This window comes from Halomonas sp. PAMB 3264, from assembly GCF_031954245.1.
GTDB lineage: Bacteria > Pseudomonadota > Gammaproteobacteria > Pseudomonadales > Halomonadaceae > Vreelandella.
This window is the reverse complement of sequence record NZ_CP134866.1, coordinates 1927990-1952070: the sequence shown is the minus strand read 5'-3', so window position 1 is coordinate 1952070 and position 24081 is coordinate 1927990. Positions and strand designations below refer to the sequence as shown.

Annotated in this window: 21 protein-coding genes; 8 read left to right on the top strand and 13 right to left on the bottom strand. The window is 62.1% G+C overall.

Going from position 1 to position 24081, the window contains the following annotated elements:
* Positions 1–39: 39 nt before the first annotated feature.
* Entirely contained in the window at positions 40–1878 is a 1839-nt protein-coding gene (locus tag RN347_RS08790) for an SEC-C metal-binding domain-containing protein (RefSeq protein ID WP_311957925.1), read from the top strand.
* Positions 1879–1905: 27 nt separating this feature from the next.
* Here the strand turns inward: RN347_RS08790 and RN347_RS08785 are convergent, their stop codons facing one another.
* Positions 1906–3264 (bottom strand): AmpG family muropeptide MFS transporter, encoded by a 1359-nt coding sequence (locus tag RN347_RS08785; protein ID WP_263587162.1) that lies wholly within the window; start codon positions 3262–3264, stop codon positions 1906–1908.
* A gap of 106 nt (positions 3265–3370) precedes the next feature.
* Between RN347_RS08785 and RN347_RS08780 the strand changes: the two genes are divergently transcribed.
* On the top strand, positions 3371–3889 hold the full coding sequence (locus RN347_RS08780) for a peptidylprolyl isomerase (protein WP_311957924.1): 519 nt from the start codon (positions 3371–3373) through the stop codon (positions 3887–3889).
* A 6-nt stretch (positions 3890–3895) separates the two neighbouring features.
* Here RN347_RS08780 and RN347_RS08775 read toward each other — a convergent pair whose 3' ends face one another.
* The 6 genes from RN347_RS08775 to RN347_RS08750 all read right to left on the bottom strand — a co-directional run bounded on the left by RN347_RS08775 (position 3896) and on the right by RN347_RS08750 (position 10962).
* Positions 3896–4366 carry a group 1 truncated hemoglobin gene (locus tag RN347_RS08775; protein ID WP_263587164.1) on the bottom strand — a complete coding sequence of 157 codons (471 nt, stop codon included), beginning with the start codon at positions 4364–4366 and terminating at the stop codon, positions 3896–3898.
* A gap of 11 nt (positions 4367–4377) precedes the next feature.
* Positions 4378–5250 carry a DUF3034 family protein gene (locus RN347_RS08770; protein WP_311957923.1) on the bottom strand — a complete coding sequence of 291 codons (873 nt, stop codon included), beginning with the start codon at positions 5248–5250 and terminating at the stop codon, positions 4378–4380.
* 27 nt (positions 5251–5277) lie between these two features.
* On the bottom strand, positions 5278–7599 hold the full coding sequence (locus tag RN347_RS08765) for an EAL domain-containing protein (RefSeq protein ID WP_311957922.1): 2322 nt from the start codon (positions 7597–7599) through the stop codon (positions 5278–5280).
* 92 nt (positions 7600–7691) lie between these two features.
* Complete coding sequence (locus RN347_RS08760) at positions 7692–8261, bottom strand: methylamine utilization protein (RefSeq protein WP_263587167.1); 570 nt, start codon at positions 8259–8261, stop codon at positions 7692–7694.
* 412 nt (positions 8262–8673) lie between these two features.
* On the bottom strand, positions 8674–9216 hold the full coding sequence (locus RN347_RS08755; protein WP_409365751.1) for a transglycosylase SLT domain-containing protein: 543 nt from the start codon (positions 9214–9216) through the stop codon (positions 8674–8676).
* Positions 9217–9234: 18 nt separating this feature from the next.
* Positions 9235–10962, bottom strand: a complete 1728-nt coding sequence (locus tag RN347_RS08750; protein ID WP_311957921.1) for a proline--tRNA ligase — start codon at positions 10960–10962, stop codon at positions 9235–9237.
* Between the two features lie 266 nt (positions 10963–11228).
* Between RN347_RS08750 and RN347_RS08745 the strand changes: the two genes are divergently transcribed.
* Positions 11229–11663 (top strand): hypothetical protein, encoded by a 435-nt coding sequence (locus RN347_RS08745; protein ID WP_311957920.1) that lies wholly within the window; start codon positions 11229–11231, stop codon positions 11661–11663.
* A gap of 21 nt (positions 11664–11684) precedes the next feature.
* Here RN347_RS08745 and RN347_RS08740 read toward each other — a convergent pair whose 3' ends face one another.
* Both RN347_RS08740 and RN347_RS08735 read right to left on the bottom strand, forming a co-directional pair.
* On the bottom strand, positions 11685–12887 hold the full coding sequence (locus tag RN347_RS08740) for a benzoate/H(+) symporter BenE family transporter (RefSeq protein WP_311957919.1): 1203 nt from the start codon (positions 12885–12887) through the stop codon (positions 11685–11687).
* Between the two features lie 164 nt (positions 12888–13051).
* The gene (locus RN347_RS08735) at positions 13052–14470 is read right to left on the bottom strand and encodes an amidase (protein ID WP_263587171.1); all 1419 of its coding nucleotides are present in this window, start codon (positions 14468–14470) and stop codon (positions 13052–13054) included.
* 160 nt (positions 14471–14630) lie between these two features.
* Between RN347_RS08735 and RN347_RS08730 the strand changes: the two genes are divergently transcribed.
* A complete protein-coding gene (locus tag RN347_RS08730; protein ID WP_311957918.1) occupies positions 14631–15218 on the top strand; it encodes an XRE family transcriptional regulator in 588 nt (195 codons plus the stop codon).
* On the opposite strand, the gene nfo is transcribed toward RN347_RS08730, so the two are convergent.
* Positions 15188–16048, bottom strand: a complete 861-nt coding sequence (gene nfo / locus RN347_RS08725) for a deoxyribonuclease IV (protein ID WP_311957917.1) — start codon at positions 16046–16048, stop codon at positions 15188–15190. The genes RN347_RS08730 and nfo overlap by 31 nt on opposite strands.
* A gap of 42 nt (positions 16049–16090) precedes the next feature.
* Positions 16091–16846, bottom strand: a complete 756-nt coding sequence (locus tag RN347_RS08720; RefSeq protein WP_311957916.1) for a glycerophosphodiester phosphodiesterase family protein — start codon at positions 16844–16846, stop codon at positions 16091–16093.
* Positions 16847–16984: 138 nt separating this feature from the next.
* Here RN347_RS08720 and RN347_RS08715 point away from each other — a divergent pair, with 138 nt between their 5' ends.
* Positions 16985–17962: an NADPH:quinone reductase gene (locus tag RN347_RS08715; protein WP_311957915.1), complete on the top strand. Its 978-nt coding sequence runs from the start codon at positions 16985–16987 to the stop codon at positions 17960–17962.
* Positions 17963–18016: 54 nt separating this feature from the next.
* Here RN347_RS08715 and RN347_RS08710 read toward each other — a convergent pair whose 3' ends face one another.
* A complete protein-coding gene (locus RN347_RS08710) occupies positions 18017–18664 on the bottom strand; it encodes a TenA family protein (RefSeq protein WP_311957914.1) in 648 nt (215 codons plus the stop codon).
* Between the two features lie 215 nt (positions 18665–18879).
* Here RN347_RS08710 and RN347_RS08705 point away from each other — a divergent pair, with 215 nt between their 5' ends.
* From RN347_RS08705 to RN347_RS08695, 3 genes are all read left to right on the top strand, one after another.
* The gene (locus RN347_RS08705; RefSeq protein WP_311957913.1) at positions 18880–20739 is read left to right on the top strand and encodes an SLC13 family permease; all 1860 of its coding nucleotides are present in this window, start codon (positions 18880–18882) and stop codon (positions 20737–20739) included.
* A gap of 79 nt (positions 20740–20818) precedes the next feature.
* On the top strand, positions 20819–21577 hold the full coding sequence (locus RN347_RS08700) for a DeoR/GlpR family transcriptional regulator (RefSeq protein ID WP_311957912.1): 759 nt from the start codon (positions 20819–20821) through the stop codon (positions 21575–21577).
* A gap of 464 nt (positions 21578–22041) precedes the next feature.
* Positions 22042–22266, top strand: a complete 225-nt coding sequence (locus RN347_RS08695) for a hypothetical protein (protein ID WP_263587179.1) — start codon at positions 22042–22044, stop codon at positions 22264–22266.
* A gap of 58 nt (positions 22267–22324) precedes the next feature.
* On the opposite strand, the gene RN347_RS08690 is transcribed toward RN347_RS08695, so the two are convergent.
* On the bottom strand, positions 22325–23980 hold the full coding sequence (locus tag RN347_RS08690; protein ID WP_311957911.1) for an FAD-dependent oxidoreductase: 1656 nt from the start codon (positions 23978–23980) through the stop codon (positions 22325–22327).
* Positions 23981–24081 lie beyond the last annotated feature (101 nt).

The window sequence follows — 24081 nt, the reverse complement described above, 5'->3', positions numbered from 1 at the left end:
GTGCTAGACTATGGCGCTTTCAAAACAGTGGAGATGGCAATGCTGGCGGTATGGGTCGATCAACTGCTGGGTTTTGCCTCAGGGGCACTCTCGGCAATCAGACAGCAGGAACACTACCCGGATTTCATGACCTGGGTGCGCGCCCGCGGCGCCGAGTTTTTCAACGGCGATATCGCCACCGCCCAGGCGCTGGCGCCGATTCTATGGTCTCAGGCGCCGCTCGAGCGTTTGGAGTTCGCCAGCGAACCCCTGGCCACGCCCGGACGCAACGAGCCCTGCTGGTGTGATTCCGGTCGCAAGTACAAGCAGTGCTGCCAGCGCGTCGATTTCCCGACCGACATTCCGGCCCAGATGATGTGGATGCTCTCGCTCAAGGAGTGGAAGGGCGCCACGCTCAAGGCCGCTCTCGACAGCCGCTGCGCCCCGGCTCAGGCGCTGCTCGAAGCCGGGCTGATCGCCGCCGAAAGCGGCCAGACCGGCCGCGCCATGCAGATTCTCGAGTCGCTGTTTGACGGCAGCGACTGGTCGCGCTTGCCCGACCAGGCCGAACCTGCCTTCGAAATTCTGCTCGATATTTACCAGGAGCGCGGCTTCACCCGCAAGCGCGCCGACCTGCTCGACGAGGTCATGGAGCGCGGCCCGCTGTTTCTGCGCGGCGTGGCGCTCGAACGGCTGTGCCTGATGCATCTGGACAACGACGATCTCGACAGCGCCCGCGGCGCCTTCATCAAAGCGATGCAGGCGCTGCCGGACTCGCCGACGCTGGCCTACATCGAGGCCATGCTGCTGCTCCACGAAGGCCACGAGGAGGAAGCGAAGGAGCGCGCCGACTTCTGGTACCGTCGACTTTCGCGCCAGGGCGGGCTCGACGAGGAGCAGCTCGAGTTTCTGTCGGCGCTGGCGGACAACCCCGGCGCGACCCTCGCCGATCAGCTGTTGAGCGCCGAGGAAGATCTGGCCACGCCGCTGATTTCGCTGCAGTCGCTGCTGGCCGCACTCCCCATCGCGCCAAAGCTCGATATCAAGCCTTCCGAAGACGGCGAGCGCCTTCACTACACCACCACCGCCCGCGAAGAGACGCTCTTCGCTGCCTGGCACGAGCAGTTTCAGGTGTGGGTCGACGACGACGTGGCGCTGGGTTTTCGCGACGACCCCTGGGGTAACGCGGTGGAGTGGATGTCCGAGCTCTGCGCTCACCCGGAGTGGCTCGACGCCCCCCAGGTCGTGCAGGATGTGACCCTGGCGCTGACCAGCCGCTTTGGCAGCCTTCCCTGGATGGCGCCGAGCCTACTGGAGCCGCTGGCGGTGCGGCTTTCGCGCTGGCTGCAGCAGGCGCGCGCTGCCGGTGAGGGAAGTCTTTGTTGGGACGACGCTCACAACGTCATGCTGCTGCGCACCGGCCTTGCGCTGGTGGTCGGCATGGAGCGCGGCGCCCGGCAACACTCCCGCGAGCTCGCCGAAGAGCTTTTGGCGATCGACCGCGAGGATAGCCTCGGCCTCAAGGAGCTGGTGCTCGACCAGCTCTTGCGCGACGACCGCAACCAGGAGGCGCTCACGCTCACCGAGGCATGTGAAAAGGACGACGGCTCCCAGGTGCTGGGGCTTTTGATGGGGCGCACGCTGGCGTTCTACCGTTTGGGTGAGTACGAGGCCGCCGAGAACGCGCTGGGGTTGGCGATGGCCCACAACCGTTACGCGCTGGAGCTTCTGTGCGCCGAGAGCCCGAAGCCCTCGCACCCCCACGCCGACGGGCAGGTCGATCCGGGCTCGCGCGCCGAGGCGTGGCAGTACCGCACGCTGATGCGCGATCAGTGGCGCACTACCAAAGGGGCGCTCGAATGGCTCGAACAGCGCCGGTCAAAGGCCAAAACGTCCTGATCGGCTTTTTTTGAGCGACTTGTCGCGCTAGCGTTTTGGCGCGCCAAACAGATCGCGGTCCCGATTGACCCATACGGCGAGCAGTACCGCCGGTAGCCCCAGCACGGTCGCCACCACGAAAAAGGTGGCGTATCCGTGGCTTGCCACCACCAGCCCGCCAAACCCGCTTAAAAACTTGCCCGGCAGCGTCATCAGCGATGAAAAGAGCGCGTATTGGGTCGCGGTATAGGCTTTCGACGTCAAGCTCGACAAAAACGCGATGAATACGGCGCTCGCCAGCCCGTTGGCGAGGTTATCGCCAATGATGGTCACCACCAGCATCGGCACCGCATCGCCGATCAGCGAAAGCGCGGTAAAAAGAAGGTTGGTCATCATGACGAACGCGGCGCCGCCGATCAAGAGTGGACCAATACCGTAGCGCGCCACCAGAAGCCCGCCCAGGATACCCCCGGCAATGCTCATCGCGATGCCGAAGATGTTCGTCACCGCGGCGATGGTTTCGAGCGAAAACCCAAGATCGATATAGAGCGGATTGGCCATCGAGCCCATGGCCAAATCGCTGATTCGAAACACCGCAATGAACACCAGAAGTCCCAGCGCCTTGACCCCGAAGCGGCGAAAGAAATCGAGAAACGGGCATACCACCGCGCCGATCGCCCAGGCGGTGATGCGCCGAAGCCACTTCGGCCGGCCGCGGCTTTGGCGCAAAAACGCGCGCACGCTGGGTTCGCGTACGAGCTGAATCGAAAGCGCGGCGCGCGGCGGCTCCGGGCGAATCAGTACGGTCAGCGCGCCCACCGCCATGAGCCCGGCCATGCCAAGGTACGCGATCTGCCAGGAGTAGTGCGCCGCGAGATAGAGCGCCCCGGCGCCGGCGGCAATCAGGCCGCAGCGGTAGCCGATGATGTAGGTCGAGGACATCGCCGCCTGTAGGTCGTCGTTAGCCGACTCGATCCGGTAGGCGTCCACGGCGATATCCTGAGTGGCGGAGCCAAAGGCGACCAGCAGCGCAAACGCCGCTACCAGGCCCAGGTTGCCCACCGGGTCGACGCCGGCCATACCCACGAGCCCTGCGGCGATCAACGCCTGGGCCAGCAGCATCCAGCCACGGCGCTGGCCGAGCATGCGGCCGAGCACCGGTAGCTCCAGGCGGTCGACCACCGGCGCCCAGAAGAATTTGATCGAGTAGAGAATGCCGATCCAGGAGAAAAAGCCGATGGCGGCGACCTCGACGCCGTCGCTTCGAAGCCAGGCCGACAGCGTGGAAAACACCAGCAGAAAGGGGAGCCCGGCGGAAAATCCCAAAAACAGCATGGTCATGACCGGCGCACAGAAATAGACAGCCAGAGCGCTTTTCCAACTGCGCCTGGGGGTAGGGATTGCCATCGTCGAGAAACTCCAGAAAAAACCGGGCGGGGTGGCCTTGAGAAAAGGCGTCAATGCTAAACTGCTCGCCTGAAAGAACCGACAGCTTACCGGAGAGGAGTTTTCCGTGTCGATTACGCCCCATCAGGTCGTGACCCTGCACTACGTACTGAGCGACGTTACCCAAACTGGCGCCGAAAAGGTGCTCGATGACTCCCGCGCGCGCCAGAAGCCGCTGGAGTACCTTCACGCCCACGACAATATTCTGCCCGGGCTCGAGCACGCCCTGGCGGGCAAGGCGCCAGGTGATACCTTTAGCGTCACGCTGGCCCCTATCGATGCCTACGGGCTGCGCGATGAAGCGCTAGTGAAAACGCTTGCCAGGACGGCCTTTAGCGGCGCCGAGCTCGCCCCCGGCAGCCGTTTTCAAACCGAAGGCGAGGCGGGACCGCAAATCGTCACCGTGCTATCGGTTGAAGGCGACAGCGTGCGCGTTGACATGAACCATCCGCTGGCCGGGCGAACGCTTGGCTACCGGGTCGAGGTGCTCGATGTGAGGCCTGCCAGTCGCGCCGAACTCGCCAAGGGCCATCCGCTGCCCCCGGGAACCGAACACGATAAGGTAGAAGATCGCAAGGTGCTGTAACGCCCGCTATTGATAGCGCATGACGTCAGCGTGCATCGGGGCCAAACGGCCAAGCAGTTCGTTTTGCGCCCCAAGCGCTATGTTCTCTTCGCGCAGCGCGGCCGCCAGATGCTCGACCAGCTGATTGAAGTGGGCATCGGTAATCCCCATGTTCTGGTGGGCGCGCTCCATCGGCGGACCCTCGTAGCGACATGGCCCGTTGCTGACGGCGCAAAACTGGTTGGCAAGCGAGCCGGCCAGGTGGTCGATATTGGTGTTGGCGAAAAAACCGACCAGTTCAGGGTCATCGGCGACGCGATAGAGAAAGCGTTCGACTACTGCCTCGATCCCGCTTTCACCGCCCAAGCGCTCGTAAAGCGTGGTCGATGGGGCGGTGTGGGCGCAGCCGCCAAGGCTCAAGAGGATCGTGATCAGCGCCGCTGTCTGAAGAGCGCGCCGCGCCTGATATCGATACGCATGGGTGGGAGTTTGTGTCATCGCGCCCTCGCTCAAAAAGCTGCCTGAAGTGAAAGATAGCCGCCGCGCTGCGAGGCAAGACCTGCGATGTCACCCAGATCGAGCCAGGCAGCTGTCAGTGAAACGTGCTTGTTGAAGAAGTAGGCGCTATAGAGACTCTGCCAGTCCTCTTCGCGGGCCACGCTCAGATTGTCGGGCTTTTGCCGATACTCCGTGCCCACGATCCAGCGCGGGGTGAGAAATACCCCAGCGCTTGCCTCGGCGACCCACTCGCGGCCCCCCTGGTCGCCGCCAAACCCCAGAAGACCGCCCTGGTTGGCCTCGGTGTTGCGAAGCGTAGCGTTGAGCATGACGTTGCGCCCGGCCACGGCGGCGAACAGCAGTTTGCTTGCGCTGAGATAGGCGTCAGTGCCTTCGGTATGCTCGGCGCCAAGCGCGGTTGGAGTCGCGCCATCGACGAGCCGTTTGTGCAACACGCCCGCGCTCCAGATGCCCAGCGGGTGATACAGCACGTCGCCGAACAGGCGCACCTTGGCACCGAATATGTCCTGCTCGAGCTCCCCGCCCAGGGTTTGTAGCTCGAAGCGTTGGCGGGCGTAGGAGAGTTCGACCCGGTCAACAATATTCAGGCTGGCGCCGCCGACCGTCAGGCGGTAGTCGTCGAGCCACGCGCGCGAGACGAAGGCCGTGGCGCCAAACTCCTCGTCGCTTGCGGTACTTGCAAGCACCGCCCAGGGGGAAAGCCCGCCACCGGCGGCGCCTTCGATGGCGCTGACGCCGCCGGTGCTCATGATGCGACTACCGGCCTGGGCACTACCGCACGCGACCATAAGGCCCAAACAGGCGGTGCCTGCCAGCCGGCAAAGCGTTCGCGCGATGGATGACGTTGCAGTAAAACGAAACATGCTGACCCTCCCGGGTGTACTCGAGTATTAAACCGGCAGGCCCGGCGTTGGCAGCGATAGCGTCTCGAAGGCGTCGAGCCACGCCGGCAGCGCGTCGGATGGCATCGGCTTGGCAATCCAGTAGCCCTGCAGGTGGTCGCAGCCAACTTCGCTTAAAAGCTCGGCGCTGGCGCGATTCTCGACGCCTTCAGCAACGACCTTGAGCCCGAGGCTATGCCCCATTTCGATGGTCGAACGCACGATGGTGAAATCGTCCGCCTGGGTGTCCAGCGCCAGCACGAAGGACTTGTCGATCTTGAGCTCGTTGACCGGCAGGCGCTTGATTTGCGCCAGCGACGAATAGCCGGTCCCGTAGTCGTCGATGGCGATGCTCAAGCCCATACGGCCAAGCTCGAGCAGCGTTCTTGTGGCGACCTCGACATCCTGCATCATCGCGCTTTCGGTCACCTCGACGCTGAGCTGCCGAGCGCCAAGCTGGTACTGTTTCAACAGCGCCGCGATACGTTGGCAAAGCCCGGGGTCCATCACGTCGCTGGTCGACAGATTGACTGCCACCGACAGGTGGTAATCACGCTGCTTCCAGCGAGCGAGCTGCTCGCAGATGTGTGAGAGCATCCAGTTGGTCAGCATGCCGATTTGGCCCGAGCGCTCGGCCAATGCGATGAACTCGTCCGGCGGAATGAAGCCAAGCGTCGGGTGCTGCCAACGCATCAGCGCCTCGCACTGATTGACGCGTCCGGTGCGCGTATTGACCTTGGGCTGGTACGCCATCCACAGTTCACCGTTATCAACCGCGCGCTTGAGATCACGAATCAGCGTGAGCTGGCGCTGGTGTAATTCATCCTGCCCTTGCTGGTAGCGCTGGTGAATGCAGCGCTGGCGTTTGGCCATGTCTAACGCGATATCGGCACGGCGCAGCAAAAGTTGAGTCGAGTCACCGTGATCGGGAAAGTGAACTTCGCCGATGCTGAGCGAAGGCGTTATCGGCGAACGATCCAGATGAATGGGCGCGGATAGCGCGGCAAAAAGAGGGCGGCGCCAATCGGCATCGGTCTCGATGTCAACGTGCATCAGAAGCAGTTCATCGCCATCCAACCGGTAGGCACTACGTCGGCCGCTTTCGAGCTGCTGCAATCGCTGGGCAAGCGTTACCAGCACGTTGTCGCCCAGGGCGTAGCCGAAGGTATCCTTGATGTCGCGAAAATTGTTGATCGCAAGGCGCATCAGGATAAAAGCGGAGCCGGCGGCAATGGCGCGCTCGATCTCCTCCTCGGCACAGATACGATTGGGAAGATCCGTTAAAAGATCATGGCGCGACTGGTAGTGAAGCACGGCCTCACGCTTGGCGATCTCGTCTTGCATGGTCAGAAGCGTCGAGGCGAGCTGGCCGGTTTCGCTGTGCCTGGTGCCTCTGGCAAGATCGTCGACGCGCTCACCACGACCGATGCGCTTGGCCGCCGATGCCAGCGCCATCAGCGGCCTGCTGATGCTGCGGGCGCTCCACATGGCCACCACGGCGGTCGCGATCAAAATCAGCGCCACGATGCCCAGAAGCTGCCAGCGAAGCGACCGGTAGGCGCCCAGTAACTCGTTGCGGGAAAGCTGTAAGAGCACGTGGGTTTGGGCGTTGTCGCCGGCGTAGAGCATGCTCGAGTAGGAGAGGTACTCGTCATCCGGCGTCATCTGACCGGTCAACGAGTAATCGCCGTTTTGAAGCTGTTCGCTGTTGTCGTTAATCAGCGTTAAGGCCAGGGCCTCTGGGTGGGAGCTTGAAAGCGAGCTGATACGCCCCTGCTGGTAGGTCACGATACTGACGTCGAGGCCGGTCAGCGCCTTGATCTCGCTGGTGACCGCCTCGTTGATCAAAAAACCCATGCCGACCCAGCCGATCAGATGCGGGGCGCGTACCGGCAGCAATGCAAACTCATAGGGCTCGCCCTCGGTTACCACAACCCCGACTGCTGAGCCGTTAAGGTTGGCGCGCTCGAAAAGCTGGGGAAAGGGCATGGCGCTATCGCGGGCGTGGTGGCTGCCTGCCAGTACGCGGCCATCCAGGTCGGTCAGCAGCACGATATCGGCGTTGGCGCGGGTGCCGTGATTGGCCAGCACCGAATAGAGCGTTTCATTGTCCTGAGTCGATACCGCGCTTTTGAAACCGAAATCGTCGGCGAGAATGGCGATGTTGTTGCCCAGCTGGTCGCCGCGGGCGCTCAAGAGCTGTTGGAACACATTGGCGCCGACTTCCAGTCGCTGATTGCCCTTGACGATGATGTCGTTTTGCGTCGCACGCAGAAACGCCGCGCCGGTCGCCAACTGCGACAGGATCACGACGGTAAGCAAAACCAGCATCAAGCGCGTTCTAAAGCGCATGGCGACCTCGGACAGGCGGCGCAGGCAAACACCAGGGCTGAAGGCATGACAAAGCGACGAACAGGGTCACGTTAATGCTCGTTGGCCTGATGAAAACGCTGCTGTAGCGGTGAAAGAGGTGGCGTTTCTGGCGTCAGCGCGTTGAGCTCGAGTTGAACGTTCAGCGGCTGATCACCAGAAATGTTGCCTTCCCACCAGATTTGCTGGCGATCATCGAGTCTTGGGTGCCAAACGCGCACCGCGTGCTCGCCCTCCGGCAGCGTCGGCGTTTGTACCACGCCGTCAGGACCGGTTTTGTCGGCGAAGGGGGCGTCAGTGACGACGATGAACGCCTGCATCTGATCGTGAATGTTGCATCCCAGTACCACGACCCCTGGCTTATCGAACAGCACCGGCTCCGGGGTTTCCTGTAGATACAGGTTGAGCTCAAACGTTTTCGCCGGTGAAAAGGAGTAGACGTGGTGGCGCGTCGTATCCTGGTTGGGAAACGAGACGTAGCTTCCTGCCGGCACGGTGAGCACATGGGGGTGAAACGCCGCCCCGCGTTGATAGATCTGGCCTTCACGCGCCGGCGCCGCGGCGCCGGCGTAGTGGACTTCGACCACCGCGTCTTCGAGCGGGGCGCCAGTGCTGTCGGTCACGGTAACGGTGGCCGCCGACACGCTAAAGGAATAGGTGAAAAGAGCACATGCGGCAAAGCGCGCCAAGTGGTGTCGAACACGTTGAGTGGTTAATGCCACGAAGCCCCCGGCGTTGCTTGAGAAGTAGTGAGATCTATCCTGTGGCTTTAGCCACTTCAAGTCATTCTTTACGGCTAACGGTAAGCCAACTTTAGGAAAAAAACAGTAAATAAATTGATCAGGTTTGTACTGATACCGCGTTTTGGCGATCCTTGCCAACGCTACCCGTCGAGTAAGAGCGCGTGAGAAAAAGCCGAACGGTGAGTGGGGTTCACAATGAAATAGCAAGCGTTAGAGCCAGCGAGAAAGCATCGGACACTCTTTGAGTCGCGTGCGCTTGATAGAGAGTAGTGAGGAGAAACGCCGTTTGAGACTAGCGCCAGGCGCTTTGCCAAACCCGCAGTACGCGCTCGGGGTACCAGGTGTTGCCCAAACTGCCGTTGTAGCGGGCAAGCGCTCGGGTAAAATCACCGCTCTCGACGGCCAGATAGTGGGCCAGAATCGTGCAGCCGTAGCGAAGGTTGCGGTGGGGGTCGGTCAAATCGTCGATGGGAAGGCCAAGCTCGGCGACCCAAAAGGGCATGATCTGCATGAGGCCCGTGGCGCCGGCGGAGGAGACCGCGTCCGGCCGAAAGGCGCTCTCCACCTCGATCAGCGCCAATATCAAACTCGGCGGAAGCCCGGCGAGCCGAGCCTCCTGATAAAGCCTTGTGAGCAGTGCGTCGCGCTGGCCGGCATCACTAATGAAGCGCGAAAGCGGCGCGTGCATGCGCGCGGCCCATTGGCGCATCGCGGTGTCCTGATAGGCAGCGCCGTCGAGGGTCGAGCGAAGCGGGGGCTCGGCGGCGCTAACCGCTGGTGCTACCACCAGACATAGCGCCGCCAGTGCAAGGGCTGATGTAAGCCGCGCCACCACGCTCGCAGCGAGCCTGCGTCAGGCGTTCAGGCCGGACTTTTCGCCCAAAAACGCGACGATCTGATCTTCGGCGACCATGGTAGCCTCAGCGTCGCGGCGGCCCTTGTACTCGAGCTCGCCGTTATCCAGGCTGCGATCGCCGATCACGATGCGGTGCGGTACGCCCATCAGCTCCAGGTCGGCGAATTTCACCCCCGGGCGCGTATCGCGGTCGTCCAGCAGTACGTCGAAGCCGGCGTTGGTCAGCGTTTGGTAGAGCGCTTCAGAGGCTTCGCGCACGCGCTGGGACTTGTGCGCGTTCATCGGCACCAACGCCACGTTGAACGGCGCGATGGCGTCAGGCCAGATGATGCCGGCATCGTCGTGGTTCTGCTCGATCGCGGCGGCCACCACGCGAGTGATGCCGATACCGTAGCAGCCCATCCACGGGTGCAGGGTCTTGCCGCTGTCGCCGAGCACCTTGGCGTCCATCGCCTCGGAGTATTTGGTGCCGAGCTGAAACACGTGACCGACCTCGATGCCGCGCTTGATCGAGAGCGTACCGTGACCGTCCGGCGACGGGTCGCCTTCGACCACGTTGCGCAGATCCGCCGCTTGGGGTAGCGCCAGATCGCGCTCCCAGTTGATGCCGAAGTAGTGCTTACCTTCGATATTGGCGCCGGCGCCAAAGTCCGACATCAGCGCAACGCTATGATCGACGATGATCGGCATGTCGAGATTCACCGGGCCGAGTGAGCCAAAGCCCGCGCCAGCGGCGGCGCGAATTTCCTCTTCGCTGCCCATGGTGAGCGGGGCGAAAACCTCGGGCAAATTCTCCGCCTTGACCTCATTGAGCTCGTGATCGCCGCGCACCAACAGTGCGATCAGCCCACCGTTGGCAGCGCGCACGATCAGCGTCTTGACGGTTTTCTCGATCGCCAAGCCGTGCTGTTCGACCAGCGCGGCGATGGTTTTGGCGTTGGGCGTATCGACCAGGTGCATCTCCTGGCTGGGTGCTTCGCGCTTGGCATCGCTACCCAGCGGCGCCGCCAGTGCCTCGGCCTTTTCCATGTTGGCGGCGTAGTCGGAGCCGTTGGAGAAGACGATGTCGTCCTCGCCGGAGTCGGCCAGCACGTGGAATTCATGCGAACCAGTGCCGCCGATCGAGCCGTTATCGGCGATCACCGGGCGAAAATCGAGCCCCAGGCGAGTGAAGATGCGCGTGTAGGCGTCATACATGGCCTGGTAGGTATCGGCCAGCGACGCTTCGTCGGCGTGGAAGGAGTAGGCGTCCTTCATGATGAACTCGCGCGAGCGCATTACGCCAAAGCGCGGGCGAATCTCGTCGCGAAACTTGGTTTGAATCTGATAGAAGTTGATCGGCAGCTGCTTGTAGCTCGACACCTCGCGACGCACCAGATCGGTGATCACCTCTTCGTGGGTCGGGCCAACGCAGTAGTCGCGCTCGTGGCGATCCTTGACGCGCAAAAGCTCCGGGCCGTACTGCTCCCAGCGGCCGGACTCCTGCCATAGATCCGCCGGCTGTACCGCGGGCATCAGCACTTCCTGGCCGCCGGCGCGGTTCATCTCTTCGCGCACGATCCGCTCGACCTTGCGCAGCGTGCGAAGCCCCAAGGGTAGCCAGGTATAGAGGCCCGAGGTCAAACGACGGATCATGCCGGCGCGCAGCATTAGTTGATGACTCACGACCTCCGCATCGGCCGGGGTCTCTTTCAAGGTGGCAATCAGTAGTTGGCTGGCGCGCATGAGCGTGAAACTTCCTTTTGAGTCGGTAATACGTAAAACGTGGCGATCGAAATAGCGTAACGCGGCGCTGTGAGGCGCTTTCAAGCGTTGAATGATTGCATTGTACGAGCACGCGGTAAAGCCGGCAAAATTAACCCCGCCGCTCCGGCGCCGGATGCAATCGTGCTAGACTCCGCCGCTTCAAGGGGTATAACCGACCCGGCGCGCGCTCGAATGAAGGCGCTTTTCTCGCTTGGGGTCACCATCACTTTTAAGGAAGGGAATCGATGAAACAGCTCAAACGTCGTGGTGCAAGCATTGCTTTGGTGGGAGGTCTCGTCGTGAGCATGAGCGGCTGCGGTACGCTGTTTCATCCCGAGCGCAAGGGCCAGCTCAGCGGCAATGTCGACCCGGTGGTCGCTATCGCCAACGGCGTTGGGCTTCTGTTTTTCATTCTGCCGGGCGTCATTGCCTACGCGGTGGATTTCTCCAACGGTACGATTTATCTCCCGAGCAATACCAGCGCCTCCATCGATACCTTCACGCTCGACGACACCTCGGATCTTGCCTCGCTCGAGCGGATTCTTTCCGACAAGGCCGGCCAGCCGGTCGATCTGCACAACGAATTGATGATCATGGAGGAGGTGGAAAGCCTCGACGAGGCGCTCGCCATGGTGCGCATGTCCGGCGTCCACGATAGCGAGCGCCTGGGCGTTCTTTGATCGCCGGTTGATTCTCCGGTCTCAGGCGCGCTCGCGGGGTCTGGTCAACTTCAGGGTGATGAGCCCAAGGAGCAGTCCCCAGAAAGCGCTGCCGATACCCAACAGGCTGACACTCGATGCGGTCAGCAAAAACGTTACGATGGCCGCGTCGCGCTCTGCGGCGTTGGCAAAGGCACCGGCCAACCCGCCGCTAAGCGTACCCAGCAGCGCAATGCCGGCCAGCGCCACGATCAGTGCCTGGGGCAGGGCGTTGAAGAGCCCGGTGACCGTCGCGCCGAATAGCCCCATCACCAGATAGAACGCGCCGGCCGCCGCACCCGCCGCATAGCGCCTTCGCATGTCGGCGTGGGCGTCCGGGCCAATGCAGACCGCCGCGCTGATCGCCGCCATGTTCAGGGCAAAACCGCCCAACGGGGCCAGCGCCATCGTGGCCGCCCCGGTCCAGCCCATCAGCGCCGAACCGTTGGGCTGATAGCCCGCCGCTCTCAGTACCGCCACCCCAGGCAGGTTCTGGGTCGCCATGGTGATGATGAAAAGCGGAATGCCGACGCCGATCAGCGTCGTTGGCGCAAACGCGGGAGCGGTGAAGGCAGGGGCGGCCGGCGTCAGTGGAATGCTGCCCGCGTCGACCTGACCCAGCATCACCGCGGCAACGAGCCCCACCAGCAGCACCCCCGGGACCGCCAGCGCCGGCCAGAACCGGCGCCCGATCACCCAGGCAACGAGCATGATCATCGGCAGCATCCACTGGCTCTGCATGACCCCGAAAAGCTCCAGCCCGAATCGCAGCAAGATGCCCGCCAGCAGCGCCTGGGCGATGGCGTTGGGAATGTGGCGCATCAGCCGCTCGAATAGTCCCGTGACCCCGCATAGCGTGATCAAAAGCGCTGAAAAAAGAAACGCCCCGATTGCCTCGTTCATCGGCACGCCCGGCAGGCTCGTGACCAGAAACGCCGCGCCCGGCGTCGACCAAGCGGTCAGTAGCGGCATGCGGTAGTAAAGCGACAGCCCGAGCGTGGTCAGCCCCATGCCGATTCCCAGCGCCCAGAGCCAGGAGCTAATCTGCGCCGCTGTCGCGCCCGCCGCCTCGGCGGCCTGAAACACGATCGCCGCCGAGCTTGTGTAGCTGATGACGACCGCGACCAGCCCCGCCGTCACGGTCGAAAAACTCGTATCGCGCCAGAGTGAGAAGCGGTAAGGCTGACTGTTTTCTGAGGTGGACATGGGTGGCCCCGATTGCAATTGAACGTTATAACGCACAAACGCGACGTTACCACCGTGCGCTATAGCGCACAATGGCCATCAGAGGCGACCAGATGGCTTACAGCAGGTAAACGAGGAAAAAGACGCCAAAAAAACAAGCGCCGCCCCAAAGCGGCGCCGGGCGATCAACCGGCCCTATGTGACGGGTCAGGAATGCTTGGAAAGCGAGTGGGATGGCGCTTCATGTAAGCGTGGCAGGCTCTGAGCACGCGTACATCGTCGTACTTGCCGCCGGCGAGTTGAAAGCCCACGGGCAGGCCCTCACTGGTGAAGCCGCAGGGCACGGAGGCCGCCGGCTGCTGGCTAAGGTTGAATGGGTAGCTAAACGAGGCCCACTCTTCCCAGTCGCGCATGTCGCTTCCCGGCGGCACCTCGTGATTGATCTCGAAAGGCGAGAGCGTCACCGACGGCGTCATCAACAGGTGATACTCGCGGTTGAAGTGCTCCAGGCGCTGGGTGATGTAGGCGCGCTCGTTGAGTGCGCGGAAAAACTCCAGCGCCGTCCAGCCTTCGGCTTCCTTGGCATTGGCGACCAGCCCCGGGTCCAAAAGCTCGCGGTGCTTGTCATCGAGCTGCTCCCACTGGTGAAGCGAGGCGGTGAACCAGAGCTTTCTGAAGGTATCGATGGCCGGTGTCAGCCCCGGGTCGACCTCGACCACTTCGGCGCCGAGCTCGGCAAGCGCGTTGGCGGCCTCGCGTACCTTGTCGGCGATCTGCGGGTCGACCGATGCATAGCCAAGATCAGGCGAGTAGCCGATTCGCAGGCCTTCCAGGCTTTTGCCGAGATCCTCGCCCCAGCAGTCGGGCTGGCCGCGGGTGGCGTAGGGGTCGTGGTAGTCGTAGCGGCCGATGACGTTGAGCATCGCCACCGAGTCTTCCACTGAGCGGGTGATCGTGCCCAGATGCGAAAGGCTCGGCTCCTTGGCCGGCGGCCACTGCGGCACCCAGCCGTAGCTCGGTTTGAAGCCGAAGGTGCCCGTGAAGGCGGCAGGGATACGAATCGAGCCGCCGGAATCGCCGCCCTGGTGCAGCACCCCCATGTTCAGCGCCGCCGCCGCCGCCGCGCCGCCGGAGGAGCCACCGGCAGTAAGCCTTGTATCCCAGGGGTTGCTGGTGGCGCCGAACACGCGGTTGTCGGTCACCGCTTTCCAGCCAAACTCCGGCGTGTTGGTCTTGCCCAGAATGATCGCGCCGGCCTCGCGCAGCATGCGCGCCGGCGGGCAGTCGGTGTCGCACAGCGCTTTCGAGGTGGTCAGCGACCCTTCCCGGCAGGGCATCCCTGCGACCTGCGCGAGATCCTTCATCGATACCGGCACGCCGTCGATCGGGCTTAGCGGTTTGCCCTGACCCCAGCGGCGCGCGGAGGTCTTGGCTGCGCTTTCGGCGCCTTCACGGTCGACGTGCACATAAGCGTTCACCTGGTCGTTGAAACGCTCGATACGCTCGAGGGCGGCACGGGTGGCTTCCAGCGGCGACGCCTGCTTATCTTGATAAAGCGTACGCAGGGAGTTGGCGTCCATCAGGCCTAGATCGGTTTCGCTCACGGTAGCTCCTTGTCGATTGTCGTCCTTGGGTGACGCCGCTTGGGGGGCTCCTCAAGCGTCAAGTCGCTGTAAGCCTAGGCAACGAACGCATTAGCTGCAAAACTTGCGCTTTTGATTCTCATCCACGCCCTGCGTACTCGGGGCATGTCAGGAGCCCTGGATGGCAAGCCCACCGACGCCGATCGCCGCGCACGTTACCCATACCGTTAAACGCCTTCGCCGCGAGCGGGCGTGGAGTCTGGACCGCGCCGCGGTCGAAACCGGCGTGAGCAAGGCGATGCTCGGGCAAATCGAGCGGGGGGAGTCGAGCCCAACGGTCTCGACGCTTTGGAAGATCGCCAGCGGCTTTCGCGTGTCGTTTTCGAGTCTTTTTGACAGCGGTGCGGCGACTCGTGAGGCGCTCGAGTGCGACCAGCACGTGCCAGTATGGGGGGAGGATAGCGTGGGCATGCAGGCGCGGCTGCTGTTTCCCTTCGATCCGCTGTTGGGTTTCGAGATGTTCATGATCGAACTCGCCCCCCACGCGTTGAGCGAGTCCGCCCCGCACGCCGCCGGCGTGGTCGAGCATATCGTGGTGGTGGAAGGCGAGCTTCAGTTTTGTCTGGACGGGCAGTGGCAGTCCCTGAAAGAGGGCGAGGGGCTGCGCTTTTTAGCCGACCGGCCCCACGCCATGCGCAACGCTACCGAAAAGCGGCTGCGCTTTCACGATGTGATCCACTACCTGCCGGGCGCGGCGTCCGGCAGCTGAGCGCGCAGCCAGCGGATCTCCTCGGGCCAGTTTGCCGGCTCGACGGTTTCGAGAATCAAGGGGATGCCGTCGGTGCGTTCATCCTGAATGATGGTGGTAAACGCCTCCAGGCCGATATTGCCCTTGCCCAAGCTATGGTGGCGATCCACGCGGCTTCCAAACTCACTCTTGGCGTCGTTCAGGTGCATGCCGCACAGATACTCGAACCCCACCACGCTTCCCAGCTCGTCGAGGGTCTGCTCGGTCGCTCGGGCGCCGCGCAGATCGTAACCGGCGGCGAAGGCGTGGCAGGTGTCGATGCACACGCCGACCCGGCTTTTATCCTCGACGTGCTCGATGATGGTGGCGAGATCCTCGAAGCGCCAACCCAGATTCGTGCCTTGCCCGGCGGTGTTTTCGATCACCGCGGTGACGCCACGGGTTTGATCGAGTGCCAGGTTGACGGATTCGGCGATACGCAGCAGACAGTCGCGCTCGCTGATCTTTTTCAGAAAGCTTCCCGGATGAAAATTCAACAGCGAAAGCCCTAGCTGCTCGCAGCGCTGCATTTCGTCGAGAAACGCCGCGCGGGACTTCTCGAGGCCTTCGGCTTCCGGGTGACCCAGGTTGATCAGGTAGCTGTCGTGGGGAAGGATCTGGTTCGAGGCGAAGCCGTGCTTTTGGCAAGCCTTCTTGAACGCGCTAATGGCCTCGATGGTCAGGGGTTTGCCTTTCCACTGGCGCTGATTCTTGGTGAATAGCGCAAACGCGTTGGCGCCGATCTCGACGGCGCGGTGAACGGCCTGATCCGGGCCGCCGGCCGCGCTAACGTGCGCACCGATATACTTCATGACAACTTCCCGAGGTCTGCGAGTGTAACGCTATTATGCCGGTTAACGCTGATCCAAAAAACGCTTGAACGTTTCCGGCTGGTCGGTGATCGCGCTCGAGACCCCCCAGGCCCAGCGGGGCTCGAAGGCGCTCGGGTCGTTGGGGGTGTAGCAAAGCACCTTATAGCCCGCCTCGACCATTGCCATGGCCTGGGAGCGCTTGAGCCGCGTCCAGTCCGGGTGAACGCTGAATGCCTCGAGCTCTTCACACAGCGTTTGCCAGCGCGCGGGCGTGGCGCCGAACAGCACACCAAGGGCCAGGCGGTCGGGGCCGGCAAGCGTTCGGCAGCGCCTGAGCGCCTTTTCATCGAACGAGGAGACGATACGCCGCTCGGCGGGGATTCGCTCCATCAGCGGCGGCAGCGCCGCATCGACCAGCGCGTTGGCGTCGCGGCCCTTGTTGACCTTGATCTCGAGATTCACGCCCATGCCGAGCTCATCGAGAAGCGCGAGCATCTCGTCAAGCGTCGCCATTTTCTCACCGGCGTAGCGGTCGCAAAACCAGCCGCCCACGTCGAGCGCCATGGCGCTTTGCAGGCTAAGCTTGGAAAGCTCGCCGCGCCCGTCGGAGCAGCGGCGAACGTCCTGGTCGTGCCAGATGACCGGCGTGGCGTCGCCCAAAAGCTGCACGTCGAGCTCGACCCAGGTAGCGCCGGCATCAAACGCGGCGCGTACTGCCGCTAGCGTATTTTCCGGGGCGGCAGCCGAGTAGCCGCGGTGGGCGACGAGCGCCGGTAACAAAATGCCGGGGTGCGACATGGGAATTCACCGAGTGCTGGTTGAAAACGCTCAGTCTAGCATGGGCGTATGACAACCCAATGGCACCGCTTGATTTATAACGGTTAACGCGGTTGGATGACGCTCTTTAGCCGTTCACTCACACAGGAGAAAGTGGTCATGGCCAAGCGGATCGAGTTTGCAACAACCGGCGGCTCAGACGTGCTCGAGCTCAAGGAGGTCGACGTCAAGGCGCCGGGCAAGGGCGAGGTGCGCATCGCCAATAAGGCGGTGGGGCTCAACTTCATCGATATCTATTTTCGTACCGGACTCTATCCCGCGCCCGGCATGCCCTCGGGGCTGGGCACCGAAGGCGCCGGCGTGGTAGACGCGGTGGGTGAGGGCGTAAGTCACTTGAAAGAGGGCGACCGGGTCGCCTACGCCCAGGGCCCGCTGGGGGCCTACGCCGAGCTCCACACGCTGCCCGCCGACAAGGTCGTAAAGCTCCCCGACGGTATCGACTTCGAAACCGCCGCGGCGAGTATGCTCAAGGGCCTGACGGTGCAGTATTTGCTGCGCCAGACCTATGAGCTCAAGGGGGGTGAGACCATTTTGTTTCATGCCGCTGCCGGTGGCGTGGGCTCCATCGCCTGTCAATGGGCCAGGGCGCTGGGCGTAAAGCTGATCGGTACCGTGAGCTCAAACGAGAAAGCCGCGTTTGCCGAGAAAAACGGCGCCTGGGCGACGATCAACTACTCGAAAGAGAACGTGGTCGAGCGGGTGCGCGAACTCACCGGTGGCCAGATGTGCGACGTGGTCTACGACTCCGTTGGCAAGGATACCTGGGAGACCTCGCTTGATTGTCTGAAGCCGCGCTCGCTGATGGTCAGCTTCGGTAACGCCTCGGGCCCGGTCGAAGGTGTCAATATCGGCATTCTCAACCAGAAGGGGGCGCTCTATGTCACGCGCCCGAGCCTCAACGGTTACGCCGACACCCGCGAGCGCCTGGAGCAGATGTGCAGCGAGTTCTTCGAGATGATCGAAAGCGGCAAGATCGACATCGACGTGGCCAACCGCTATCCGCTGGCAGAGGCCGGCAAGGCTCAGGATGCGCTGCAGTCGCGCCAGACGACCGGCTCGACCATCCTGCTTCCCTGAATTCGAACCTGAAGGCCTGCTTGATGCCACCCCAGAATCGGGGTGGCGTATCGATCAGGCATCCGGGCCGTCATAGGCCATATCGAAAAAGCGCTTTTCGATGCGGCTGGCCTCGACAAAGGGCGCGCGCAGGCTCTCGAAGCTTTGGGTTTCGCCCACCCGGTTGAGCTCGCTTTTAAGAAAGTCGACCCACTGTACGAAAGCCGGCTCGTTATGGATCACGATCCAGTCGCGGTGCTCGGCGCGCTCGGGCGGCGGCGTCGGGCTTCGCTGCGCCCACTCCAGATAGAGCCACTCTGCCACCACCAGCACCACGAGAATCAGCGCGTAGTCCTGGGAGGCGCAGGCCCGGTCCATCAACTCGACGAAGGCCTGGGTCGGCTCGGCAATGGGCGGGTTGCGCCAGTGATTTTCGGCCACACCGAGAGCCTGAAAGGAGTCGATGAAGTAGCGGTACTCGCCGCCGGCCAGCACGCTGAGCTGGCGCGCGTGGGTCAGCCGCGCCTCGGGATCATCGGCGGCGCACACCGCCGCCCCGAGTAGCCGCACGAAGCTGTCGCAAAAGCAGAAGTCCTGTACCAGGTAGCAGGCGAACACCTCGTCATCGATGTGACCGCTCAAGAGCTCATCGACGAAACGGTGATTGACCGAGGCGTCCCAGTACGGGTTGGCCGCCTGACGCAGCCGCTGGCATAGATCCATGAGGTTATCTCGCTGTTATCGTTTTCAAAGAGGAGTGACTGGGTAGTTTAGCGAGCAGGGCAAATGATTCAAACGTGCTTGTGAGTGGGCGCCACCGCCGATCACGTTTAAAAAAACTCGCAGAATCAGTTAACTTATATTGTGTTTTGATCTATCAAGTGGGATACACCACACCGCCGGCGCTTGGGCTCGGCGTTTAATGGAGACACCGTTACATGGCGATCGAGGCTATCGGATTGGCCCCCAGTACGCTCATTTTCATGATACTCGCTTTGACGCTGGTCGCCTTCATTTGGGGCCGCTTTCGCTATGATGTCGTCGCCCTGGCCGCGCTATTGAGTTCGGTACTGCTGGGGCTGGTGCCCGCCGACGAGGCCTTTGCCGGTTTTGGCCACCCGGCGGTGATTACCGTGGCGGCGGTGCTGGTGATCAGCCGCGGTTTCGAGCGCTCTGGCGTAGTGGATATCATCGCCGCCCAGGTGATGAAAGCCGGCGAGCGTTTGCTGTTGCAGCTGCTGGCACTGGTGGGCACGGTCGTGGTGCTTTCCGGCGTGATGAACAACGTCGGCGCGTTGGCGCTGCTGCTGCCGGTGGCCATGCGCCTGGCGCGGGAACACAACACGTCGCCCTCGCTTTTGCTGATGCCGCTGGCGTTTGGCTCGCTGCTCGGCGGGCTCTCGACGCTGATCGGCACGCCGCCCAACATCATTATTTCCACCTACCGTGGCAACATCACCGGTGAAAACTTCAGCATGTTCAGCTTTTCACCGGTCGGCGTGGCGGTGGCGCTGGCAGGGCTTGCGTTCATCGTGCTGCTGGGCTGGCGCCTGACGCCCAAACGCAACAGCGCCGCCGGCGCGGCGGACATGTTCGACACCGCCAACTACCTGGTCGAGCTAAAGGTCTCGGAAGAGTCCAGAGCCAACGGCCTGACGCTGCAACAGCTTCGCGACGAGCTCGACGAAACCATTCCCGTACTGGCCGTGGTGCGCGATGACAACCGCCGGGCAGGGTACTCGTTTCACGGCGTGCTCAAACAGGGCGATATTCTGCTGCTCGAGGCGGGACCGGAGGAGCTTCAACTTCTCGAGGACAAGGCGGGCTTGAGCGCGGTCGCCGAGCTCGAGGAGGACGACCGCGAAGAGGACGAGCGCGCCGCAAAAAACGCCGATAAAGCGAGCGAGCCAGCAAAAGATGAGGCCATCGATACCGAAGGCCTGCAACTGGTCGAGGCGGTGGTGCGAAGCGGCTCGATGATGATCAATCGCAGCGTGCGTCAGCTTCGCTTGAACCACCAGTTTGGCCTGCACCTGGTGGCCGTGGCCCGGGACGGCGGGCGCTTGAAGCAGCGCCTGCGCGACATTCGCTTTCAAACCGGCGACGTGCTGCTGCTTCAGGGCAGTGAAAAGGAGATCAACGATAGCCTCTCGTCGCTTGGGTGTTTGCCGCTGGCCAGCCGCGAGCTACACCTGGGGCAGCCGCGCAAGCTGGCGCTATCGCTGGGGATTTTCGCCTTGGCCATCGTGTCGATGCTGTTCGATTTGCTGCCCGCGGCAGTGGCCATGAGCACGGCGGCACTGGTGTCGCTTCTGATCGGCGTGCTACCGCTGAGAGAGGGGTATAACGCCATCGACGGGCCGGTGATCGTGCTGCTGGCGGCGATGCTGCCGGTGGGCGAGGCGCTTGAAACCAGCGGCGGCGCTGATATCATCGCCAATTCGCTGTTGTATTTTGGCGCCGAGTGGCCGGTCGTGGTGTCGCTTTGCGGGCTATTTCTGCTCTGCATGCTGCTCTCCAATATCGTCAACAACGCCGCCGCCGCGCTTTTGATGGCCCCCATCGCGGTGAGCCTGGCCAACGGCTTCGATGTCGCGCTGGAGCCGTTTTTGATGGCGGTGGCGGTCAGCGCCTCCAGCGCGTTTTTGACGCCCATTGGACATCAGTCGAACACTCTCGTGCTTGGCCCCGGTGGCTACCGCTTCAGCGACTACTGGAAGCTTGGGCTTCCGCTGTCGCTGGTGGTGATGGTAACGGCGATTCCCGTGATTTTGCTGGTGTGGCCGCTGTCGGGCTAAAGTGCTCGCGCAGGTGTAAATGCATCGTTAAACAATAGGCGGGCACTTCGGTTGCCCGCTGAATCAAAAGGCTCGGCCCATGAATCAGCAACACCGCCAGGACGCCATCGTCGAACTGGTCCGCCTGCACGGCTACGTGAGTATCGAGCAGCTCACCGAGCACTTCACGGTGACGCCGCAAACCGTGCGCCGCGATCTCAATACGCTCTCGGACGAAGGGCGCATTCGCCGCGTTCACGGCGGCGCCGGGGTGGAGTCGAGCACGGTCAACACCGCCTACAGCACGCGCAAGACGCTCAACCTGGGGGAGAAGGAGCGCATTGCCCGGGCGCTGGCCGAGCAGATTCCGGATCACTCGTCGCTGTTCATCAACATCGGGACCAGCAACGAAGTGATCGCTCAGGCGCTTTTGGAGCACAAGGGCCTCGAGATCATCACCAATAACCTCAACGTCGCGGCCATTTTGCAGCGCAAGGAGGATTTCTCGGTGATCGTTGCTGGCGGCCAGGTACGCTCTCGCGACGGCGGCATCATCGGCGAGGCGACCATCGATTTCATCAACCAGTTCAAGGTCGACGTGGGCGTCATCGGTATCAGCGGTATCGACGAAGATGGCTCGCTTTTGGAGTTCGATTATCAGGAAGTACGGGTCGCCCAGGCGATCATCGCCAACTCGCGCCGGGTGTATCTGGCCGCTGACCACTCCAAGTTTCATCGCAATCCGGTCGTGCGTCAGGGCAATATCGCCCAGCTCGATGCGCTGTTTACCGACCGCCGCCCGCCGGAGCCGATCGTCAAGCTTTTGAGCGAACACGCCGTGGCGCTGCATATCGCCTGAACCAACCCACATTTCACTTTGATAGCGTGTCCTGACTTGAAAAGGTCAGGGCCGTCACGCCCAGCCGTCTGTTTAAATAAATAGCGCTTTTTTATTCAGGGCCGCGATAAAGATCGCGGCTTTTTCGTTCGACGTTATGCCGACTAACGCCGCGTAAAAGGGCCGAAACGTTCGATAATACGCTCGTTTGAAATCGGCTGACACGATAAACGCGAAGTACGACACTCTGTCGTTTAACTACAACCAGAGGCCCTGCCAATGGCGGATTGTTGGCCAAACGAGGCTCGACCATAGTCACACCATGGCTTTGAAACACCAACCCTTTCAAAGCCCGGCGCGCCTACTTAACCGGTCAATGCGTGCCAGCACGGCACCGCGAGGTCTACCGCCTGCGGCGTCTGCGCCCACCCTCAGGCGCTTATAAGCTCATTAGCCGACAGTGATAAAACAAACAGAGGTGGTTTATGAACTGCATCGAACTCACTCAGCAGGCCGACCGTATCGCCAGCACGTTCAGCAAGCAGGAACTGGCCAAACTGGTGCTGGCGCTCAAGTGTCAAGGCGAGTCGCTTCAGCAGGCGGTCGAGGTGATCGACACGATCGATACCCGCGCAGGCTACTCGATGGAACAGGCCTGGGAGGAGGTACTCGCCCAGGATTCGCAGCTGATTATCGAAGACGAAGAGTAGCGCCTTTGAACGAGAAAGCCCCCGCGAGGGGGCTTTCTCGTTTTTACCGATAACGCCGTTATTCGGCCAGAACGGCTTCCGAGCGCGGGGCGTTGGGGCGGGTCGTATCCGGGTTCTCGGCGAAATAGGTATCGAGCCGGGTCTGGGCCTGGTCGCCGAACAGCACCTCACAGGCTTTTTTGAGCCCCTCGGAGTTCATCAGCTCGTCGCGGTGAACCACCAGCGATACCTTGGCGCGCCGGCGCAGAAAGTCCTCGAGTTCGGTGATCATCTCGTGATCGCGGGCGTACTCGAGCTCGCAGCGGACGTACTCGGTCTTGTCGATCAGAATTTCCGCCTGGCTGGGGTCAGCCTTGATTTTTTCTAGCAGGCCAAAGGCGTCGTTGCCGTAGCGCCGCCACAGCCGCGACGAGAGCTTCTCGTTGGACGTGGCCGGCGTCAGCGCGTCGAGTTTCGCGTCGCGGGCTTGCTGCATGAACGATGCCTTCACCTTGTCATCCGGCTCGCCGTACCAGCGCGTGGCGGGGGCGCCAAGCGTTACCCCGAGCTTTTGCACTTCGTCACTGATCTCCTCACCCACGTTCAAACAGTCGGTCAACTTGCCGCCAAAAATACTGATATGGGCGGTGGATTCGTGAGTGTCGATCACGTGCTTGCGCGAGAGCTGCAAAAAGTCGCGGCTCTGGCCCTTGTCCGCCTTGACCGCCAGCGGGCGCACGCCGCAGCGGGTGGAGATGATGTCCTTTTCGGTCAGCGGCGTCTCGAGGCTCAAGCGTGCATTGATGTTCTCGAGCACGAACGCGATGTCTTCCTGCGTGACCTCCGGGTACGGGTTCTCCATGTGGGTATCGGTGGTGCCGATGCAGGTGCGGTTCCCCATGGGGATAACGAAAAACAGCCGGCCGTCGTTGGCGAAAAATGCCAGCACCCGCTTTTGCTCGGTGAGCTGCGGCACGATCAAATGAATGCCCTTGGAGTAGAGGTGCTGGTGCGAGGTGGACTGCTTCGTCAGCGCGTTGTGCTCATCGACCCAGGGGCCGGCGGCATTGATCAGCACTTTTGAGCGGATGTTGAAGGTATCGCCGGTCATCACGTCGCGCGCGCGGGTCACCCAACACCCGTTTTCGCGCTCGGCACCCAATGATTCGACGTAGTTGGCCGCCACCGCGCCGAAGGTCATTGCCTGGCGCACGAAATTGAAAACGAAGCGGGCGTCGTTGTCGTAGAGATACGCATCGGAGTACTCGAAGCCCCCAACGGCGTTTTCAGTGTCGATGATGGCCTCTTCCTGCTTGATGTTCTTTGGCGACAGCAGGCGGGGTCGCTTCGTAAAACCGTTGCCCATCAGCCAGTAGAGCCAGGTACCCGCCCATAGATAGCGCGGCGAGTGGCGAAAGCCCTTGGAGATGGTCGTGAGAAAGCGGATCTCCTTGACCGTAGAAGGGTAGCTCTTGATCAGGTGATTGCGGCTTTTACAGAGCTTTCGCACCAGTGCGAAGTCGTTGCTCTCCATGTACTTGATGCCACCCCACACCAGATTCGAGGAGTGCATGCTGGTGCTGCCGGCGAAGTCGCCGCGGTCGATCACCGCCACTTTCGCGCCTTTACCCGCGAGCGCCGAGGCGGCGGCGGCGCCGTTGATGCCGCCGCCGATGATCAGCACGTCATACTCTTCACTTGGCAGCTTTTCGAGATTTTGAGTTCGAAGCGTCATGGCGAATTCCGTTGGGTCGAAAGCGCGAACGTGGATACGTCGCTTGATATTTTCAATAACGAAACTATAGATGATCGTTTTCGAACATTCAACGCGTTTGA

Bases quoted from the DNA above. Each gene is read 5' to 3' on its own strand.
- RN347_RS08770 (WP_311957923.1), bottom strand. From the start codon at position 5,250: ATGTTTCGTTTTACTGCAACGTCATCCATCGCGCGAACGCTTTGCCGG.
- RN347_RS08790 (WP_311957925.1), top strand. From the start codon at position 40: ATGCTGGCGGTATGGGTCGATCAACTGCTGGGTTTTGCCTCAGGGGCA.
- RN347_RS08765 (WP_311957922.1), bottom strand. From the start codon at position 7,599: ATGCTGGTTTTGCTTACCGTCGTGATCCTGTCGCAGTTGGCGACCGGC.
- RN347_RS08775 (WP_263587164.1), bottom strand. From the start codon at position 4,366: ATGACACAAACTCCCACCCATGCGTATCGATATCAGGCGCGGCGCGCT.
- RN347_RS08720 (WP_311957916.1), bottom strand. From the start codon at position 16,846: ATGTCGCACCCCGGCATTTTGTTACCGGCGCTCGTCGCCCACCGCGGC.
- RN347_RS08740 (WP_311957919.1), bottom strand. From the start codon at position 12,887: ATGTCCACCTCAGAAAACAGTCAGCCTTACCGCTTCTCACTCTGGCGC.
- RN347_RS08745 (WP_311957920.1), top strand. From the start codon at position 11,229: ATGAAACAGCTCAAACGTCGTGGTGCAAGCATTGCTTTGGTGGGAGGT.
- nfo (WP_311957917.1), bottom strand. From the start codon at position 16,048: ATGAAGTATATCGGTGCGCACGTTAGCGCGGCCGGCGGCCCGGATCAG.
- RN347_RS08785 (WP_263587162.1), bottom strand. From the start codon at position 3,264: ATGGCAATCCCTACCCCCAGGCGCAGTTGGAAAAGCGCTCTGGCTGTC.
- RN347_RS08750 (WP_311957921.1), bottom strand. From the start codon at position 10,962: ATGCGCGCCAGCCAACTACTGATTGCCACCTTGAAAGAGACCCCGGCC.
- RN347_RS08695 (WP_263587179.1), top strand. From the start codon at position 22,042: ATGAACTGCATCGAACTCACTCAGCAGGCCGACCGTATCGCCAGCACG.
- RN347_RS08700 (WP_311957912.1), top strand. From the start codon at position 20,819: ATGAATCAGCAACACCGCCAGGACGCCATCGTCGAACTGGTCCGCCTG.
- RN347_RS08710 (WP_311957914.1), bottom strand. From the start codon at position 18,664: ATGGATCTATGCCAGCGGCTGCGTCAGGCGGCCAACCCGTACTGGGAC.
- RN347_RS08715 (WP_311957915.1), top strand. From the start codon at position 16,985: ATGGCCAAGCGGATCGAGTTTGCAACAACCGGCGGCTCAGACGTGCTC.
- RN347_RS08690 (WP_311957911.1), bottom strand. From the start codon at position 23,980: ATGACGCTTCGAACTCAAAATCTCGAAAAGCTGCCAAGTGAAGAGTAT.
- RN347_RS08705 (WP_311957913.1), top strand. From the start codon at position 18,880: ATGGCGATCGAGGCTATCGGATTGGCCCCCAGTACGCTCATTTTCATG.
- RN347_RS08730 (WP_311957918.1), top strand. From the start codon at position 14,631: ATGGCAAGCCCACCGACGCCGATCGCCGCGCACGTTACCCATACCGTT.